Source organism: Pedobacter sp. ASV1-7, assembly GCF_040203335.1.
GTDB lineage: Bacteria > Bacteroidota > Bacteroidia > Sphingobacteriales > Sphingobacteriaceae > Pedobacter.
The window spans coordinates 20,910-38,421 of the sequence record NZ_JBEHBV010000007.1; the positions used below are offsets into that span (position 1 = coordinate 20,910).

General features: G+C 37.8%; 11 protein-coding genes. 1 reads left to right on the top strand and 10 read right to left on the bottom strand.

What is annotated here, in order from left to right; genetic code table 11:
- Positions 1–13: 13 nt before the first annotated feature.
- The 4 genes from ABDJ41_RS16140 to ABDJ41_RS16155 form a co-directional block, all read right to left on the bottom strand.
- Positions 14–2,992, bottom strand: a complete 2,979-nt coding sequence (locus ABDJ41_RS16140; RefSeq protein WP_349787106.1) for a SusC/RagA family TonB-linked outer membrane protein — start codon at positions 2,990–2,992, stop codon at positions 14–16.
- A 15-nt stretch (positions 2,993–3,007) separates the two neighbouring features.
- Positions 3,008–4,303: an outer membrane protein assembly factor BamB family protein gene (locus ABDJ41_RS16145; RefSeq protein WP_349787107.1), complete on the bottom strand. Its 1,296-nt coding sequence runs from the start codon at positions 4,301–4,303 to the stop codon at positions 3,008–3,010.
- Positions 4,304–4,333: 30 nt separating this feature from the next.
- Positions 4,334–6,481: a glycoside hydrolase family 97 protein gene (locus ABDJ41_RS16150; RefSeq protein ID WP_349787108.1), complete on the bottom strand. Its 2,148-nt coding sequence runs from the start codon at positions 6,479–6,481 to the stop codon at positions 4,334–4,336.
- 313 nt (positions 6,482–6,794) lie between these two features.
- A complete protein-coding gene (locus ABDJ41_RS16155; RefSeq protein WP_349787109.1) occupies positions 6,795–7,172 on the bottom strand; it encodes a winged helix-turn-helix transcriptional regulator in 378 nt (125 codons plus the stop codon).
- Between the two features lie 185 nt (positions 7,173–7,357).
- Here ABDJ41_RS16155 and ABDJ41_RS16160 point away from each other — a divergent pair, with 185 nt between their 5' ends.
- Positions 7,358–7,906, top strand: a complete 549-nt coding sequence (locus ABDJ41_RS16160; protein WP_349787110.1) for an NAD(P)H-dependent oxidoreductase — start codon at positions 7,358–7,360, stop codon at positions 7,904–7,906.
- Between the two features lie 22 nt (positions 7,907–7,928).
- On the opposite strand, the gene ABDJ41_RS16165 is transcribed toward ABDJ41_RS16160, so the two are convergent.
- The 6 genes from ABDJ41_RS16165 to ABDJ41_RS16190 all read right to left on the bottom strand — a co-directional run bounded on the left by ABDJ41_RS16165 (position 7,929) and on the right by ABDJ41_RS16190 (position 17,104).
- The gene (locus tag ABDJ41_RS16165; protein WP_349787111.1) at positions 7,929–9,332 is read right to left on the bottom strand and encodes a sugar MFS transporter; all 1,404 of its coding nucleotides are present in this window, start codon (positions 9,330–9,332) and stop codon (positions 7,929–7,931) included.
- A gap of 254 nt (positions 9,333–9,586) precedes the next feature.
- A complete protein-coding gene (gene susR / locus ABDJ41_RS16170) occupies positions 9,587–11,254 on the bottom strand; it encodes a SusR family glycan utilization regulator (RefSeq protein ID WP_349787112.1) in 1,668 nt (555 codons plus the stop codon).
- Positions 11,255–11,402: 148 nt separating this feature from the next.
- A complete protein-coding gene (locus ABDJ41_RS16175; protein ID WP_349787113.1) occupies positions 11,403–12,596 on the bottom strand; it encodes an acyltransferase family protein in 1,194 nt (397 codons plus the stop codon).
- Positions 12,597–13,373: 777 nt separating this feature from the next.
- Entirely contained in the window at positions 13,374–15,425 is a 2,052-nt protein-coding gene (mobC, locus tag ABDJ41_RS16180; RefSeq protein ID WP_349787114.1) for a conjugal transfer protein MobC, read from the bottom strand.
- A 9-nt stretch (positions 15,426–15,434) separates the two neighbouring features.
- Positions 15,435–16,712, bottom strand: coding sequence for a relaxase/mobilization nuclease domain-containing protein (locus tag ABDJ41_RS16185; protein WP_349787115.1), 1,278 nt, complete (start codon positions 16,710–16,712; stop codon positions 15,435–15,437).
- The gene (locus tag ABDJ41_RS16190) at positions 16,697–17,104 is read right to left on the bottom strand and encodes a plasmid mobilization relaxosome protein MobC (RefSeq protein ID WP_349787116.1); all 408 of its coding nucleotides are present in this window, start codon (positions 17,102–17,104) and stop codon (positions 16,697–16,699) included. The genes ABDJ41_RS16185 and ABDJ41_RS16190 overlap by 16 nt, the downstream gene beginning before the upstream one ends.
- Positions 17,105–17,512 lie beyond the last annotated feature (408 nt).

Here is a 17,512-nt window from a genome sequence, read left to right on the forward strand (position 1 = left end):
GTATATATTTTAATTAAAAACCAACATTAAAACCCAGACTATATATTCTTGGTCTCGGATATAGATTCAAATCAACACCGGAGAACACTTCCGGATCAAGCCCTTTATATTTTGTGATAACAAATACGTTTTGACAACCCGCAGATATTCTCAAATTACGGCTTTGATCCTTGAATAATTTACCTGCATCAAACGCCAGAGTCAGGTTATCCATTTTAAGAAAGGAAGCATTTTTCACGTAATAATCACTTTCGTAACGATTAGAAGTAAATTGTGTATTTAAAATGTCACGGGTTGCATTGTTTACAAAACCGAGGCTACTCATCACATTTGACTGCACCCCAAAATTGGAGGAAACATTGTCGTACATATAATTACCAATATTCGACCTTAGTACCGTTGATAGTGTCCATCTTCTAAAGTTTACCGAACTACTTAAGCCAAACACAAGATCAGGATCCGGTGATTTATAGAAATATGAATCATCTGCATTAGAAATGCCATCACCATTTAAATCTGCGTACATATTTTCCAATGGTTTCCCATTTCGGTCATAAATTTGTTTGCGTACATAAAATGACTGCGGAACCTGGCCAACACCGTTATATTTGATATTGTTTCCTGTACCACCTGTAATTGTACCAGCGCTGATCTTATACCTGGGATCTGGATTTAAAGAGAGCTGAGTTATTTTTCTATTGTTGTAGGAAGCATTAAAACCTATGTCCCAATTTAGCTTCTTACCCTGTATCAACGCCAAATTTATATTGAACTCGGCACCTTTCACCTCCATATTTCCAACATTTGTCAACAGGGTATTGTTAAAATTTGAACCTGAAGGAATATCGATAGTTGACAATAGGTTTTTAGTCTCCTTGTAATATACATCTAATGTGCCATTAATTCTTCCACCCCAGAATCCATAATCCAGTCCAGTATTATAGGTTGTAGTAGATTCCCATGTCAAATCAGTATCATAGTCTGAAGGAGAATAATAATCATAAAAATGATCACCTAGTTGATATTGCCCCGCTGGAGCATTTAAATAATATTTAGCCAGATAATTGTAATTACCGATCCCATCCTGGTTACCAGTCTGTCCATAACTTAAACGGACTTTAAGGTCAGATAAACTTCGATTGTCTTTTAAGAAATTTTCCTCGTTCAATTTCCAGGTAAAACCAACGGAAGGAAAATAACCCCAGCGTTTATCCTTGGCAAATCGAGAAGAACCGTCCGCACGCATCGTACCAGATAAAATATACTTATCGGCAAAAGTATATACTAACCTTCCATAATAAGATATTAATTTATTTCTGGGAATATCGTAAGGAAACGCAGGGGTAAATTGTACGGTAGTTCCTGTAGCATCATAATTCTTGAAATTGTAAGTCGTAGTCTTATTATCATAATAGCCATAACCAGCCGTAAGGTCTATTTTACTTTTTAAACTTTTTAAATTCTTGGTATAGTTTAAATAAAATTCTCCAACCTTGTTATTTTGCGATGATAACGACTTAGTCTGGAAACCGCCATTGACAAAATTAAGACCTGCGTTTGCGGGAACAAAAATGCTTCCATACCCGCGCGAAACATCATAGCCAAGATTTAAATTAGCATGCAATTCCGGAAGAAAATGAAAAGAATAATCGACTTGAACATTCCCAAAACTCCGCTCAGTTTTTCCATTATTATCCTGCATTAAGATCATGCTAACCGGATTTCTGGCGGCATTACGATTAAGCGAGCCTCCTCCAAGCCATTCATAATATCCACCAAATTCATCATTCTGAGTTCTGACGGCTTGGGTTGGATCAAATTGTATTGAATTAGCGATTGCACCTTGGTTTGCAAAATGCGCATCCGTTAAAGTACCCTTAAGATTTAAGTCAATTTTTAAATGACCGTCAAACAGTTTGGGCTGAAGTGCCAAGCCTCCGGTAGCCCGCTTGAAACGGTCAGTAATCAACATCCCTTTCTGATCCAGGTAACCAGCTGAAACACGATATGGAACTCCTTGAAAAGCGCCTGAAAGGTTTAAGTTGTTGTCTGTAGAAAATGCATTTTCATAGATTTCGCTCTGCCAATCTGTATTTGCGGTTCCCAATAGATTTTTAAAAGGTTCATTACCATAGGTCGCATTCGGATGAGCATCAAAATAGTCACGAATTTCAGCCGCTGAAAGCACATCCACCTTTTTAGCGATTGTAGAATAAGCATTATTGGTATTGAACTCGATCACAGCAGCTCCTGATGAACCTTTTTTTGTCGTAATTAAAATCACTCCATTAGAAGCTCTGGAACCATAAATGGCTGTAGCATTTGCATCTTTTAGAACAGTAAAACTTTCAATATCCGCAGGATTGATTAGCGCAAGCGGATTTGGTGCATTATTAATTGTATTTCCACTAAAAGGAACCCCGTCTATCACTATTAAAGGATCATTGCTAGCGTTTAAAGATGCTCCCCCTCTAATCCTGATCATACTTCCGCCACCTGGCTGCCCTCCATTGGAGACTACATTTACGCCTGCGACTTTACCCTGAATAAGCTGTTCAGGTGTAGTGATCGCTCCCTTCTGAAAATCTTTTGCACCAACAGTAGTAATAGATCCAGTTAAATCCTGTTTCTTTTGCGTACCATAACCGATTACTATTATCTCATTCAGGATTTCATTAGCCGGTTGTAATTTAAAATTTAGCACTATCGAATTTTGACTCAGGCTTATCGTGTTTTTCTGGGTCGTATATCCGACAAAACTTACGGAAATCGTCGCCAGTCCGGGTTTAATCCCTTTAAGATAATATTTGCCATTCGAATCCGTCTGGCTGGTTTGAGTAGTACCTTCTACACGGATCACCGCTCCGGGTACAGGTTTGTTGATTTCGTCTGTTACCAGACCACTGACACTACCTGATTGCGCATACACAGACAACATACCGGTACAGCAAAACAAAAGCAACATCATGCTTTTTAAGTAAAGGATTTTCATATTTGGTTGTTTAGGTTAATTATTGAACAGGTTTATTGCATAAAAGCAGCCACCCGCAGTATTTAAGTAAAGTGATTGATTGTGTATAACAGGTCTTGCCACAATGGGATCCAGCTGATGCAATAGACTCAACACTTCAACTGTTGTCGAGTACAACGATAAATCCATTTTCCCTGCTGCATATTGAAAGTCAAGCTTATCATCAGCGTTCAACAGTATGGACTTGTTTTTATTTCTACCCTCAGTTTCAAAAAAAACCATTGCACGTTCACCATTTACTGTATAAAGATTTCCCGTGAAATCGCCGAGGAACAAGCTATCTCCAACAATAGAAACAGAAGAAAAATTATAACCCTTGGTCTTAATTTTATACTTTTCCTTTCCACTGACTGCATCAAGCGCTATCATCAGATGAGAATCGGAAGTCGTAATAAAAACAACTCCATTTTTAACGACAGATGTACTGGAAATCCAGGATGGCCATGTACTATATTGCCATAGCAGATTACCATTTTTCGCATCTAAAGCATAAAAAAAACCATCTCTTGATCCAATATATACCCTTCCATTTTCTGCAACAACAGAAGCCTGTATCCCTTCCAACAAGTGGTTTTCATCATCAGCATTAGTCTTAAATTTCCAAATCAGCTTACCAGAATGTTGATCTACCGCATAAATAAACTGATCCCAGCTACCGAAATACACAATTCCATTATATAAACAAGGTGTACTCCTGACTGCCCCCCCCGTACTGAATTTCCATTTAAGTTTTCCATTGTCTGCATTTAGAGCATAAAGGTTTCCATCACTACTACCAAAATAAATGGTTTGTTGCACACCTTCTCTATCCACTATTGGTGAGGAAATGAAAAAGTCGAAAGGATCATCCATATAAAAAATATCTGGTTGCATTCCCCATAATCCTTTTCTTCCGATCTTCTGCTCGCCATCCGTCTTGAATTTCCAATGAAGCTTACCATTATCGGCATTTAGTGCATAATAAAAGCCATCCATACTACCGAAATACACGCTCTGATTGGCCACTGCAGGTGACGAGTTAATTGCACCCGAGGTTTTAAACTTCCAGACAACTTTACCTGTATTTCCATCCAAAGCGTAAAATTTCTGGTCCTCGCTACCGAAAAACACCTTATCATCGAGTACAGCAGGTGTTGAATAACTTTTCGCCTTGTTTTGAAATTTCCATTTTACTGTTGCATTTCGAGCGGTATCTGTTGATGGAACGGATATACGAGCTTTTGCATACCCTGTCCAAATAAGGCCACACAGAAAAAAAAAGCATGTTCTCATGATTAAAGCGTTATATAAGATCTGAAAAGACTAGTTGATTTCAATTATACTAATGGCATACCCACCACCTGGTGCACATTTTATTTTCAGCGACGAACTGCTGTTAACATGAAGTTTTTTAATTTGATATGCTTGTGGATTGTTACTAAAGTGTGCGCTTTTGGCATCACTATAAATTGTTGCCAAGTACTTTTTCCCAACATCCAGAAAATCAAATTTAATACTAGAGGTTCTTCCCTGCTCATCACACGTACTACCAGCAAACCAATTATTGGTGCCTTTTGCTTTTCTAACAATAGTGATGTAATCGCCGGGTTCGGCCTCCAATACCCTCGTATCATCCCAATCAACTGCAACATCTTTTATAAACTGAAAAGCATCTTCAAAGCGTTCATAATTTTCAGGCAGATCAGCAGCCATTTGCAAAGGTGAATACATTGTTACATACAAAGCAAGCTGACGTGCGAGTGTGCTATTTACTGACGAATTATTACCTGGATTAAGCTTACTTAATTTTGTTTCAAAAATACCAGGAGTATAATCCATAGGCCCACCGATTAAACGGGTAAAAGGCAAAATAGTAGTATGGTCCGGATTGTTTCCTCCAAATGCCTCATACTCTGTTCCCCGAGCAGATTCATTCCCAATCAGATTCGGATAAGTACGACTCAACCCAGTTGGACGAACAGCTTCATGGCCGTTTACCATGATTTTATAATCTGCAGCCTTTTTTACCGCATAAAGATAGTGGTTAACTAGCCACTGCCCTGAATGATGTTCTCCACGGGGAAGAATATTACCGACATACCCACTTTTAACAGAATTATATCCATTATCAACCATAAATTTATAAGCAGTATCCAGATGACGTTCATAATTCCTGACCGAGCCAGAAGTTTCATGATGCATCATGATCTTAACTCCTTTAGCTGATGCATAGCTACTTAGGTCTTTTACATCAAAATCAGGATATGGTGTTACAAAATCAAAAACATAATCTTTGGTTTGTCCAAACCAATCTTCCCAACCCTGATTCCATCCCTCTACCAATACTGCGTCAAAACCATGTTTGGCAGCAAAATCAATATAAGACTTCACCTTTAAAGTATTAGCAGCATGTTTTCCATTTGGTTTTGTCTTCAAATAATCAGTAATCCCCAATTGAACATTACTCAGATCAGTATAAGACCAGGTACTTTTACCTGTAATCATTTCCCACCACACCCCTATATATTTTATCGGTTTTATCCAGGACACATCTTTAAATTGTGTAGGATCATTCAAATTCAATACCAGCTTAGATTCCAGGATATCGGCAGCTTTGTCACTCACAATTATGGTTCTCCATGGGGATTGAAAAGGCGCCTGCAGATACCCCTTATTTCCTAACACATCAGGTGTAAGAACTGATTCCAAAACCATGTTTCGATCATCCAATTCCAATGACAAACAGGAATAATCCACCAACGCAGCTTCATGGATATTGATATACAATCCGTCTTTACTCTTCATCATTATCGGAGTTTGTACCGCAGTTGCAGATATAGGTGTTTGAGATACATTTGGTGTAATGGCAGCTTTCATCTTTTCCCTGACCTGAGAAAGATCCGAAGTGATAGTACTGTATTCCTGAGTATCATAGTCTCCGGGTAACCAAAATGCCTTGTGATCACCGGCGAGCGCAAATTGTGTACGCTCTTCTTTTATAGTGAAATAGTTCAGACTATCCTGAGCGGGAAAACCATAACGGAAACCCAATCCATCATTAAATAACCTGAAACAGATTTGAATCAAGCGCTTTGTTTTAGGTTGCCTTAAGGTAATCATGAGCTGATTGTAGTGGTTTCGAATTTCTTTAACCTCGCCCCAAACCGGTTTCCAGCTTTCATCAAAGGTACTTTGACTAGTTTCATTAACCTCAAACCCGCTCAATAAATCAGGGGCATCCTTAAGTTTAAAACCGAGCAAACTTTGTTTAATGACAGGTTTTGATTTATACCACAAGTCATATGCCGGCTCTCCAGAATCAGAGAGGCTAAAATGCGCTACAAGGTGACCATCAGGTGATTTGATTTCTTGAGCGAATCCAAAATTTGGATAAGCGAATGTATAACATATAAATAATACCTTGAAAATTCTGAGAAAGGTATCCCTAGAATAAAAAACGGACAAAATCATGTAAATGCTGTTAAGTTTAAATTTGGTTTTTGTTGTTGATCAAATGTAGGGTGCATCTGGTTTGATTACACTGCTACAAAACAAAAATGTAGACCAAAAAACAAATTAAACTAATGACACAGTGATACTTACGACAAATAACAGTGAGGATATTAGTAGAAACTGAAGTTATTTTTGTAACAAATTGATATTGTCTTTTACAAGGAAATCAGCTTGATTCTCATTTTTTAATTTAATTACAGATTGTTCTATTGAATGGCGTAAAAATTAATTTAGGATATAGATACATAACAATCAAAAGATATTTAGTCTGTTATGAGGCGTTTTCGACAAATTCACCTTTTTCAAGAACTGTTTGATTTCCCCATTGAGTGATCGCTTCCAGCACAGGTAATAAACTCTTCCCAAAATCTGTTAAGCTGTAAACTACCTTGATAGGGGGCTTTTTTCCAAAGACCTTTCGTGACAACAACCCATCTTTCTCCAAATGTTTTAATTGCAGGCTCAAAGTCATTTCAGTAATAGCAGGCATCGTTTTTCGGAGCTCATTATATCTTTTTTCACCATCCTTCAAATGATATAGAATAACCGCTTTCCATTTTCCACCCACCAAGTCCATAGTAAGGCTAACAGTACAAGGGTAAGTTTTATGGTTTAGTTTCACATAATTGCCTATACATTCTATTTTCATTTCGCAAGTTTTTTAGTCTATCATTTTTGATAGTTATTGCAAATGTAAACTGCTAAAATTAGTTTTGCAACTATAAAAATTATAGTATTAAAATTATGAAATATGGATAATAAAGAGTTGCTAATACTTAGAGAAAATGATGAAACATCATTGATTATTTACTGACATAAATAAAACTACACAACATGAAAACATTAATAATTTTAGCACATCCAGATTTCGATAAATCTCTGGCTAACAAAACAATTATCGAAGATCTGAAATTAAGCACGTTGGATATAGAAATCAGGAATATTCAAGACCTATATCCAAACTACAAAATTGATATGGCGGCTGAGCAAAACGCCTTATTACGTAACACGACTATAGTGTTTCAGTACCCATTTTACTGGTATAATATGCCAGCAATCTTAAAACACTGGTTCGATGTGACATTTACGCACCAATTTGCATATGGTTCAAAAGGAGATAAACTAAAAAACAAAAACTTTTTAGCCAGCTTTACAATAGGCGCATCAGAAAAGGAATACTTCACATTAGGTGAACATCATTTCCGGGTACACGATTTTTGTAAGAATTTGGAGCAAACAGCGTATTACTCACAGATGAATTACATTGACCCGATTTATTTTCACGGAACATCTTTAACTGCAGGTTACACAGAAGAAGATGTGAAAAAAAAAGCTAAGGATCATGCTCAAAAGTTAATAGAACGACTAACAAATTTGAAATAAATCCTCAGTAATACTTCAAAAATCAATGTCCTTTCGATATATTTTCAACCCTAACTTTTCCCAACTTTCTGGAACAGTAAAAACCGAAAAAAGCGATATACAGGTAACCTAATGCCGGCACAAAAAAAGAGCCTTGGATTCCAATTCTATCCGCAAATGCACCTTGGACCAATGGAAGTAATGCTCCACCTAAAATAGCCATTACCAGTAATGAAGAGCCCTGACTGGTATATTTACCCAACCCATGTATTGAAAGTGTGAATATGTTTGACCACATAATAGAATTGAACAAGCCTACACTTATAATCGTCCACATTGCAATAGAACCTACATTAATAATGGCAAGCAAAACCAATACTACATTGATCACTGCAAATACCAAAAGTGTTCTAGCCGGCGCAGTTTTACCTATAAAGAATCCTACCAAATTAACGGCCATGAATAAGAAAAAAGTCCCAATCTGCGCAAAACTAAGATCAACTATTGAAAATATAAGCAGAAAAACAGCTATCGCAGTAGTAACCATAAACCCAATTTTTTTAATACTAGGTACACCCTGATTTAAGGATATTGCACCAAGAAATCGACCGATCATTGACCCGCCCCAATACAGGGCCAGGTAATTTTTACTTACAGATTCTGGAATACCCATAATTTGCGGAAGGGAGAGAAAATTAATGATGAAACTCCCGATACAAACCTCCGCTCCGACATAGAAAAAAATACCCAGAATCCCGAGTTTCAGCTGAGGAAAACGTAAAGCTCCAAATCCCCTTTCCTCAAATTGTTCGGATTTGAATTCCGGAAGCTTAATCTGGTATAAACATAATGCCAACAATAAAAATATTCCAGTAAAAATAATATAAGGCATTTCAGTTGCTCTGGCCGTTATTTTTCCGTTTTCGGCGAAAAATTCGAAAATCAAATACCCCCCAATTACGGGGGCGATGGTAGTTCCCAAAGAATTAAAAGCCTGCGCCAGATTTAAACGGCTGGAAGCTTCCTCAGGCCGCCCCAATAAAGAGACATAGGGATTTGCAGCAATTTGTAATAAGGTAAATCCCAATCCCAATATAAATAACGCACCTAAAAAAAGACCATACACTGAATATACAGCTGCAGGATAAAATAAAGAACATCCAATTGCAGCGATCATTAATCCAAGTAGCATCCCATTCTTATAACCAATTTTGTTAATGGGATCACCCCATAAATAAGAGGAAAAAAAATAAATGACAGAACCAATGAAATAAGCTCCGAAAAAGCAAAACTGAACGAGCATCGAACGAAGGTAACTCAAGCTAAACAATTCTTTAAGATGCGGAATCAACACATCGTTCATGCAGGTGATAAATCCCCACATAAAGAAAAGCATAGTTAAAGTAGTAAATGGAACAGTAAATCTATTTTTAGCAATTTCGTTCATAAATTATTTTTAATCAGTGAATTAGTGAATGGACATTGTTCTTAAAAACTTCACTTTAGTGATTTTCAAATGTAAGCTTCATCAGAACATCTCAACTATCGAATGATTAAAAATATAGAAAACAAGACAAAACAAACTACTGACAAACAACGAATTAACCTATACACATTAAGTTTAAAATGTAGAAAACCACTTCCAAAAAATGGCATATTCCTATTTCAATGATTCAAAACAATAGGTTAGACAAATCCTGACTAACCCGACTTGACCTGATACATATTTGAAATCGTACCTATTTCCAATACAAACCGATCGAATTCCTCCCGTGGGACTGCAGCTTTATTTCTAACCTTAGTTCTGTAATTATAGATTGTGCTCATCGAGCAACGTAAAAATTCTGAGATTCTTGTACCATCTTGTATGCCCAGACGTACAAGAGCAAAAATCCTGAGTTCGGTATTCAATTCACCAGGCTTCAGCAAAAACTGCTCTCCTTCTACAAGTAATCCATTAAACTGCTCCACAAAGTCTGGGTACAAATGAAGAAAAATATCATCAAAATTACGGTACAGCAGTTTTAGCTCCTCATCAATCAAGTCTGAAGATCGCAGCATTTTAAACAATTCCTCTGTCTTACCCGATGTTGCTCTTTTATTTAATAATCTCCTGTAATCCTCCAGCTTGTTAACGTAATTGGAACATAAATCCAGAAAGTTACCGATATATTCTTCTTTTATTCGATTAGATTCCAACAACTTATTGTTCGCACCTGTTACCTCCTGATTGACCTGCTGAAGGTTTTGATTGAGTTCCTTTAAGCGTAAGTTTGCGTGAGTAATCTCTAATCGAGAGGATTTTATTTTTTTCATTTGTTTCAATGCATAAACAACAGCCACAATTAGGCAAACAGACAAAAAACTAATCAAAATTAAATATTTCCATAGCTGTCTTTTTTGCTGAGCGATTTTGGCCTGATGAGCAGCATCAATGATAGGAAACATTTTAGAGATCACCAAGGTTCTCAATGGAGCATTACAGAAAATCGCATCGTCCATAGAGTACTTTATATATTTGTAAGCATGATCCAGATCGCCCATTTCATATAAAGAGATCGCCAAAGCCTGTAATGATGTGTTTTCCTTCACGGCATTTTCTATATCAGAAATAGCTGAGATAGCAAAATACATCCTCTCCATCTCCTTATTACCTTCTGATTTACACAAAATACCTAGTGCAGAAGTAACCATAGCATGCTCATGACTTTTTAAGATGACACTGTCCAACTGAGCTAACAGTATTTTTCTGGCTTCTGAGAACCGACCTAATACGCGAAGCTTTTCAGCATAAACAGCATGAAATCGCTTAGAATCATTATCAAGAATATTTAATAAAGAATCCCTGTAAACAGTACTCAATTCATCGTACTCTTTTACCGCTGATGAATTGTAAGTAGCAATATTGCTGTAAAGATCCTTGCAAGATTGATAATAGTCCGCCTTCAACCATTGGTTCAATTCTTTACTATTAATACTTTTAAGCATCTTTTCTGCTTTAATATACATACCCGATACGGCATATAAGGATGCACGTTGCAACCTTGCTTCCGCTATCATCGTTTTATTTTTCAGTGTTTCAGAAATGATTAAATTATGTTCTATATAGCGAATGGCTGAATCAGTTTTATAAGGTCTGTATTCGTTACACAACAAAGTATTTAAATCATAAACTTCGTGCACAGACAATCTAGGTAACTTCAATTTATGTTTCAATTGAGAAATTTTCAGTTCCTTTTCTTTCATGTAGAAATCGCTGCGTTCAATCGTTTGATCCAATTCAGCTAAGAGTGATTTTAGTTTCGATTGTGAATAAGTGCCAGAAGACAGGAAAAACAATAAGGTTAGCAATGAGTATTTCTTTATCATGAGATTTAAGATAGTAAAAGTTAAGTAATCAAATGGCCTAATAACAACCGTATATAACTAAGAATTTCGGAACCTGTAACTGAAATATGAATACTTAAATTATTTGTCTTAGTAAATAAGAACCTGTCCAGATCTTAGGTCGTTACACTCATAGATATTTATTAACAAGTCTGATTTTTCTTAAAAAAGAACTTACCAAAAAGCTAAGGATAAAAGCGAAAAAAAATGTAAGTAGAAATTTTGACCATGCGGATGCGCTAACACTTAGAAGACAAAACTGAATCCAGATTACAAAAATGTAATGAAGCAAATAAATCAGATATGCATTCTCGTTCAACAAATTCCAACCGATGCTTTCCATATCCATAAAATTCCTAAATATTGTCAAAAAAGCGAGGTTACTCAACACACAAGATGCTACATAGACAGACCAATAAATAATATGTGCATTTAATACTGTCAACATTCCATCAGCAATCGCCTTGGTAAGGATTTCTTCTGATCTGATTAAAACAGCGTAGGTAACTAATGCTCCAAAGGCCCAAACTTTCCAATTCTTGACTATACCTGATTGAATCGAAAATATCCCCTTATTGAAATCTGAGTTTCCGATCAAAACTCCAATAGTGAAGTAGCCAAAATATAAGAGTATCCTACTTAATTGAAAATCAAAAGGGCCATAGCCAACCCAGATTCCCGGACCTACAAGCATGGTTAAAGGAACAAATACTACCCAGGTGAACAGATAAAAAACAACGAAAAAAAATAATGGCTTTTTTCCAAATGAATCAAAAACAACAGCGATCTTATCGTTTAACTTCTTAAAGTAAAATTGAAAAGGAATGCCAATTAAATTAAACAAGAAAAGAACCCAAATAAACCATGGAGGTCCAGAAGGCCATTTTTGATGATGAAAAAAATCGTATACAAATACTACAATGCCCGTTTCTTTATTATTGGCCACATAATATGAAGGAAAATAGGCAATTAACATAAAAATAGTACCCAGAAAAAAAAATGGAATCAATAGTCTGAATATTCGATCTCTTACATAATTTACAACCCCTTTCTTATCTATACTTTTAGAGAGAAATAGCCCTCCAATTAAAAACATCAATGACATAAAAAATACATCATTGAAATTTTGAAAAAGGTCTATCCCAACCCAACGCTGACTATCCACTATTGGATGGGTAGAAAAAATATAAGTTTTTTTATCGAATTTAGCAAAGGTTGTATAAGCCAATGCCGAGTGATGTGCTACTACCAGCACAGTTAGCGCGGACCTAAGGTAATCTACCCAAAAATTCCTTGTAAAAGAGTTATTGGCATTATTTAGCATATTTGATTGAGTTAATTCATATATAAGATAGCTCAGCTATCTTTTGAAGGATTGAGTTCCAAATCAAATATAAAACTAAACGTATACCAACTAGTGCCCTCTATATAAAATGTAGGCCACAAAACACCATAAAACACTACAGAACAGAAGATTAACACAAAACACACCTCATAAAAATGTAGATTTAGGGGTATGTAAAATAAAATGTGTCAAGGCATTGATTGATTAGGATTATTACCTTCGTTTTATACACCCTTTAACAAGGCAACAAAAGCTTACTCATTATCCTTTTTTGTCTGCAATATTCTCTGGGGTTTTTCTATTGTATTCCCTTCTAAACGAAACCTAAAAGTAAAGCCACAAAAATTAATTCCGATTTTCTTCGTAAAATCCCATAAAAGTGGTTTTAAGAGTTCAATGAACTTTATACAATACCTTTCAAAACCCGGTGAATAAACTTAGTCTTGTAACCTTCATTAAATTCAATAAAGGTTTATATAAATATCTTCGGCCTTATTTTCTACAAAACGTTTACAGTCATATATGTTGTCTCTCAGCCTAGGATTCAACCGTATAAAATTGAGGTTTTTTTCTTCGAGAAGTTTCACCACATCCCTATAGTCCTGTTGAAAACATGGCTTTTCAGTCGACTGTTGTCTATGTTTTTAAGTTGCTCCTTATAGGCCAATTGCCTTGCAGACGGCCAATAAAATTCATAATAAACGCTAATTCTTTTTGGTTTACCTCAATCTGAAGAAACCAAAGATTAATATTAGCTCACAAAGATAAGGTCTGCTGCTGTCCTTTACTCGTTCTCCCTTTAACAGCAGGGACAGACTTCCTGATCGGCCGTTTCCTGCTCCTTGGTTTCTTTTCTGTAACCGGCTGCTCCTTCTCCTCCACTTTCAATTCCGCCCTGACAATCTCCTGAATATCATTCTTGATCCTGATGTAATTCTCCTGCAAATCATCATAACTCACCTTCCTGATCAAAGGAATAGGCACATAAGCCCCCTCTTCCCTGGCAATCGCTTCATGATCATTCTGCAAACCTGCATGGAACATTTTTAAAGCAATCTTCTCACTGGGACTATCCGCCACAATCCCCACAAATTCTCCAGAAGATAAAGTCGCAATTTTAGAAGCCGGAATCGCATAATCCAGCTGCGTAGATTTAGAAACAGACGTTTCCGAGCTATTGATACTCACACTTTCCCTATCCTGCATGATCTTACCAAAAGTTTCTGAAAGCTTTTTTGCGCTATCACCTGTCACCTGACCACTAATGATATTACCCGAAATCCCAGCAATAATTTCCGCAAACTCAGCACCATACTCCTTCTTCAGCTGCTCAATAGACTGAATCCCCAGCGTACAACTGATCAGATTCGATCTGCCTGTACTGATCGTACTTACAATACCCGTAGCCACTAAGGTTGGAAACTCATCAAAGATCAGGCTCGACTTTAACTTCCCTTTTTTATTCACCAGCTTCAGTAACCTGCTCACGTATAAAGACAATACCGCCCCATAGGTTTCAATCTTCTGCGGGTTATTCCCCATACACACTACCTTCGGCGCATCAGGATTATTGATGTCCAGCGTAAAATCATTACCCGATAGTACATAATAAAGCTGCGGAGAAGACAACCTCGCCAGTCCAATCTTTGCAGAAGCAATCTGCCCCTCCAATTGCGCCATCGCATTGTTCCTATAAGCCGAAATAAAAGGATTGATCAAAGCCTTAATCTCCTCCTGCTGCTGCAATAAAGCAAACAAAGGATCATAATCAATCATCATCAGCTCAATCACATGCGGCAAAGTGCAATACTTCCCATTTTGATATTTGCGCAAATACCAGATGATCGCCGTTAAAAAGTTAATCGGACTTTCCACAAAGAAATCCCCCGTCTTTTTCAACCACTCCTTATTCAAGCCCAGCATAATCGTCCGGCTCGATTCAGTCGCATCGGTAATGTCCTCCATACTCTGAGGATCAAGCGGATTACAGCGGTGCTTAGGATTTTCCAGGTCAATCACAAAAAAACTTGGTTTAACCTTATAATTCTTCGCATACCTCAGCAACTTGTTATAAGCCATCTTACTCAGGTCATCAAACTTAAAATCATACAAAAACATGGAAAATCCCTTTTTCAAATGCTGGTCAATGATATGACGGATGACAAAATAAGTCTTCCCCGCACCCGCAGATCCCGACACCAGAATACTTCTAAAGGGATTCACCACATTGATCCAACCATTCCGAACTGCTCCCTTTAACCTGTACCTGGTTGGCAGGTTCACTGAGTACTCATTCTCCAAAAGCCTTTCCTCCTGGGGAAAAGTTTCATTTTCAGAATTGAAAACATCCTTACTTAAATTGAGCTTGATCAACCTGGACAACCAGGCTCCACCTGTTAGGATCAGTAAATACCCAATACCAGTTAAGCCCATATACAAGCCAGCTATGAGGGGAATGCTGCCGGGCAGGTAAAAAACCAGCAGGCTAAGCAAATAAACCAATAGGCCACCAAACAGGTAACAGATTATGCTATTCTTCTGGATCTTCTCCTCCTTTTTGCCTTTTACCCCCAATAAGGATATGCACAAAAACAATAAAGCAGCCAGCTTGGGCTTGAGTAACCCAGTAAACAGACCTGTCTTTGCAATATTAGCTGTCATACGGTCTGTAATTTCTGCCGTAAAGCCCCAATACCAGAAAGCCTGGTAACAAATGATATAAAAATGAATGATCAATATGGCGATGCTGATTAACCTGGTCAGGTCAATGATCTTACGTAAGCCCTGCACATCTTCTCCTGTATTCATAAAAAAAAGTTATAAAGTCAATTCCTGATTGATTTGTGGACGACGTTTTTTGCGTTTCTTCTTTCTGCGCGGCATACCTGTACCATATTCAGGATGCAATTTGGCCAATAACAGTTCCAGGAAATTGGTCTTTTCACCAGCGCTTAAATAGATATCCGGCTGTGAACTGGTATGAGGATTGGGTTTTAATTCCGGTTGTAAGAAAGACTTCTTCTCCTGAATGTTTGCTTTACTCATTGCCCTAAACCGATCGGTAATGGCCTTTGAACCATAGCCCTTACCCAGGTCACTCCCCTTAAACACCACCTTATTTCGGTGATCCACAAAAGTGATCCCGAAAACAAGCCCCCGATCATTCTGACGAAAAGCGACATCTATCCCCTGCTTTTTCAGTTCCAGCTCAAATTCCTCCCTTGAGATTTTAGCCTTCGCATTCAGCACCTGGTCAATCCTTTGCTTCAAATCCGCCCTATAAGCTTTCCTCCTTTGCAGATTCCTGGCAAACTTTTTCTCCAGGTTTTTCAAGGTAGGTCTGGCATAAAAAGAACTAGCCTTCACCGGCACCCCGACAGGGATTCCTTTTTGATCCAGCATGGAAAACATCAGCCCCTTATTCCTGTACATTAGTGAATCTTCCCCACCACGTAAGGCCACCACATTGAAACACTTCAGAATCGCGTTAAATTCAGCCAGTGAAGTAAACTTATAATCCCTGGTCACAGCCGTCAGGATATTGCTGATCGCTCTTTTGGTGGGCAGCTTACCATATTTTACCTTCTGTGGTTCCACGTTTTTGATACCAGCTTCCTTCTGGATGTTCTTACCTTCGGCCTTTACCAGGTTAAATTCCTCTTCAATTTCTTTCCTGGCCTCTTCTGACCGAAAGGCATTGTTATGTAACTCTATACGTTTCCCCTGGGCGGTGATATTGGTCGTCACAATATGGACATGCAGGTGTGCAGCATCATCGTGTCGGTACACCAGAAAAGGCTGATCCCCATAACCGATCTTTTCCATGTAACGGTTTGCAATCTGCTGTAAGGTGAAATTGTCCAGTTGCTCACTGGAATGGAAGTTAAGGGAAATGTGCAGGGTGTTGGTTCCCACCTCCGGCCTTAGTTCCAATAGGTGTTTAAATCGGTTCAGTTTCTGGTTAAAATTCATCTGCTCAATGTCTCCTGCAAAACCACTGGCCAAAATCAAACTGGCCTCCCCCTGGTCCACCTTGTTCTCATTATAGTGCAACGCCCCTCTGATGGTCTTGCCCGGTATTATTCTTGCAACCATTTGCCAGCGAGTTTGGAAATGATGATTAACAATTCGTCTACTTTTGCATCAATCTTTTGATATTGGTCAGCTGCTTTTAATACATAAAATGCCCGCTTGGTTTCGGTCTTGTCCTGGTTGAAACTGCGCGTGATCTGGTTGATGTTAACTCCAATTGCCCTTAATTCTTTACGGATCAGTGCCAACTCTTCCATTGCTGCATTCAGGGTGATATCCTTATAAAAGAGCGTGATCTTCTCCTGGCTCAGGATCTTTCTGGCCACTCCACCAACAGAATGACAATCGCTGTTCCGGCTGATTTTTTCCAGTCTGAGATAGACTTTTTCAGTTACCCGGGTTCTTACAAAGTGGGTCAAAATGGTTTCAGGGTTGGTTGATTTCTTTCTGGGCATAATCTGTTATTTACGAGATAAAAGAGGCAAGTTCCGCAGCCTTTAAAAAGGTTTTCGTGGACGAAAATATATCTTTGCTTAGACCACGCGGGCTACAATAAGCTCCTCACACAAGTGCTTTTATACGCTGGTTAGTGATTGAACTAGGATGAATGGATTGGCGAAAAATTACTGTGTGGACTGTTCAGATTTTAGAGGTGGTTTGAACTGTTCCAGGGGGACGAAGCTCCTTAAGAGTTGACGGATTTTGACACGTGGATCGGTCTTGACTTTCTTTAGTTTCAGGTAAGGTCTACCTTTATATTTTCTGCCCTTCAGATTCGGGTCTTTGGTTTTTCTTGAGGACAATCTTGTTTCCTCTAGTTGAGCTTTCAGTATGACTGTTTTGTTCATGGGTATATGATTTGA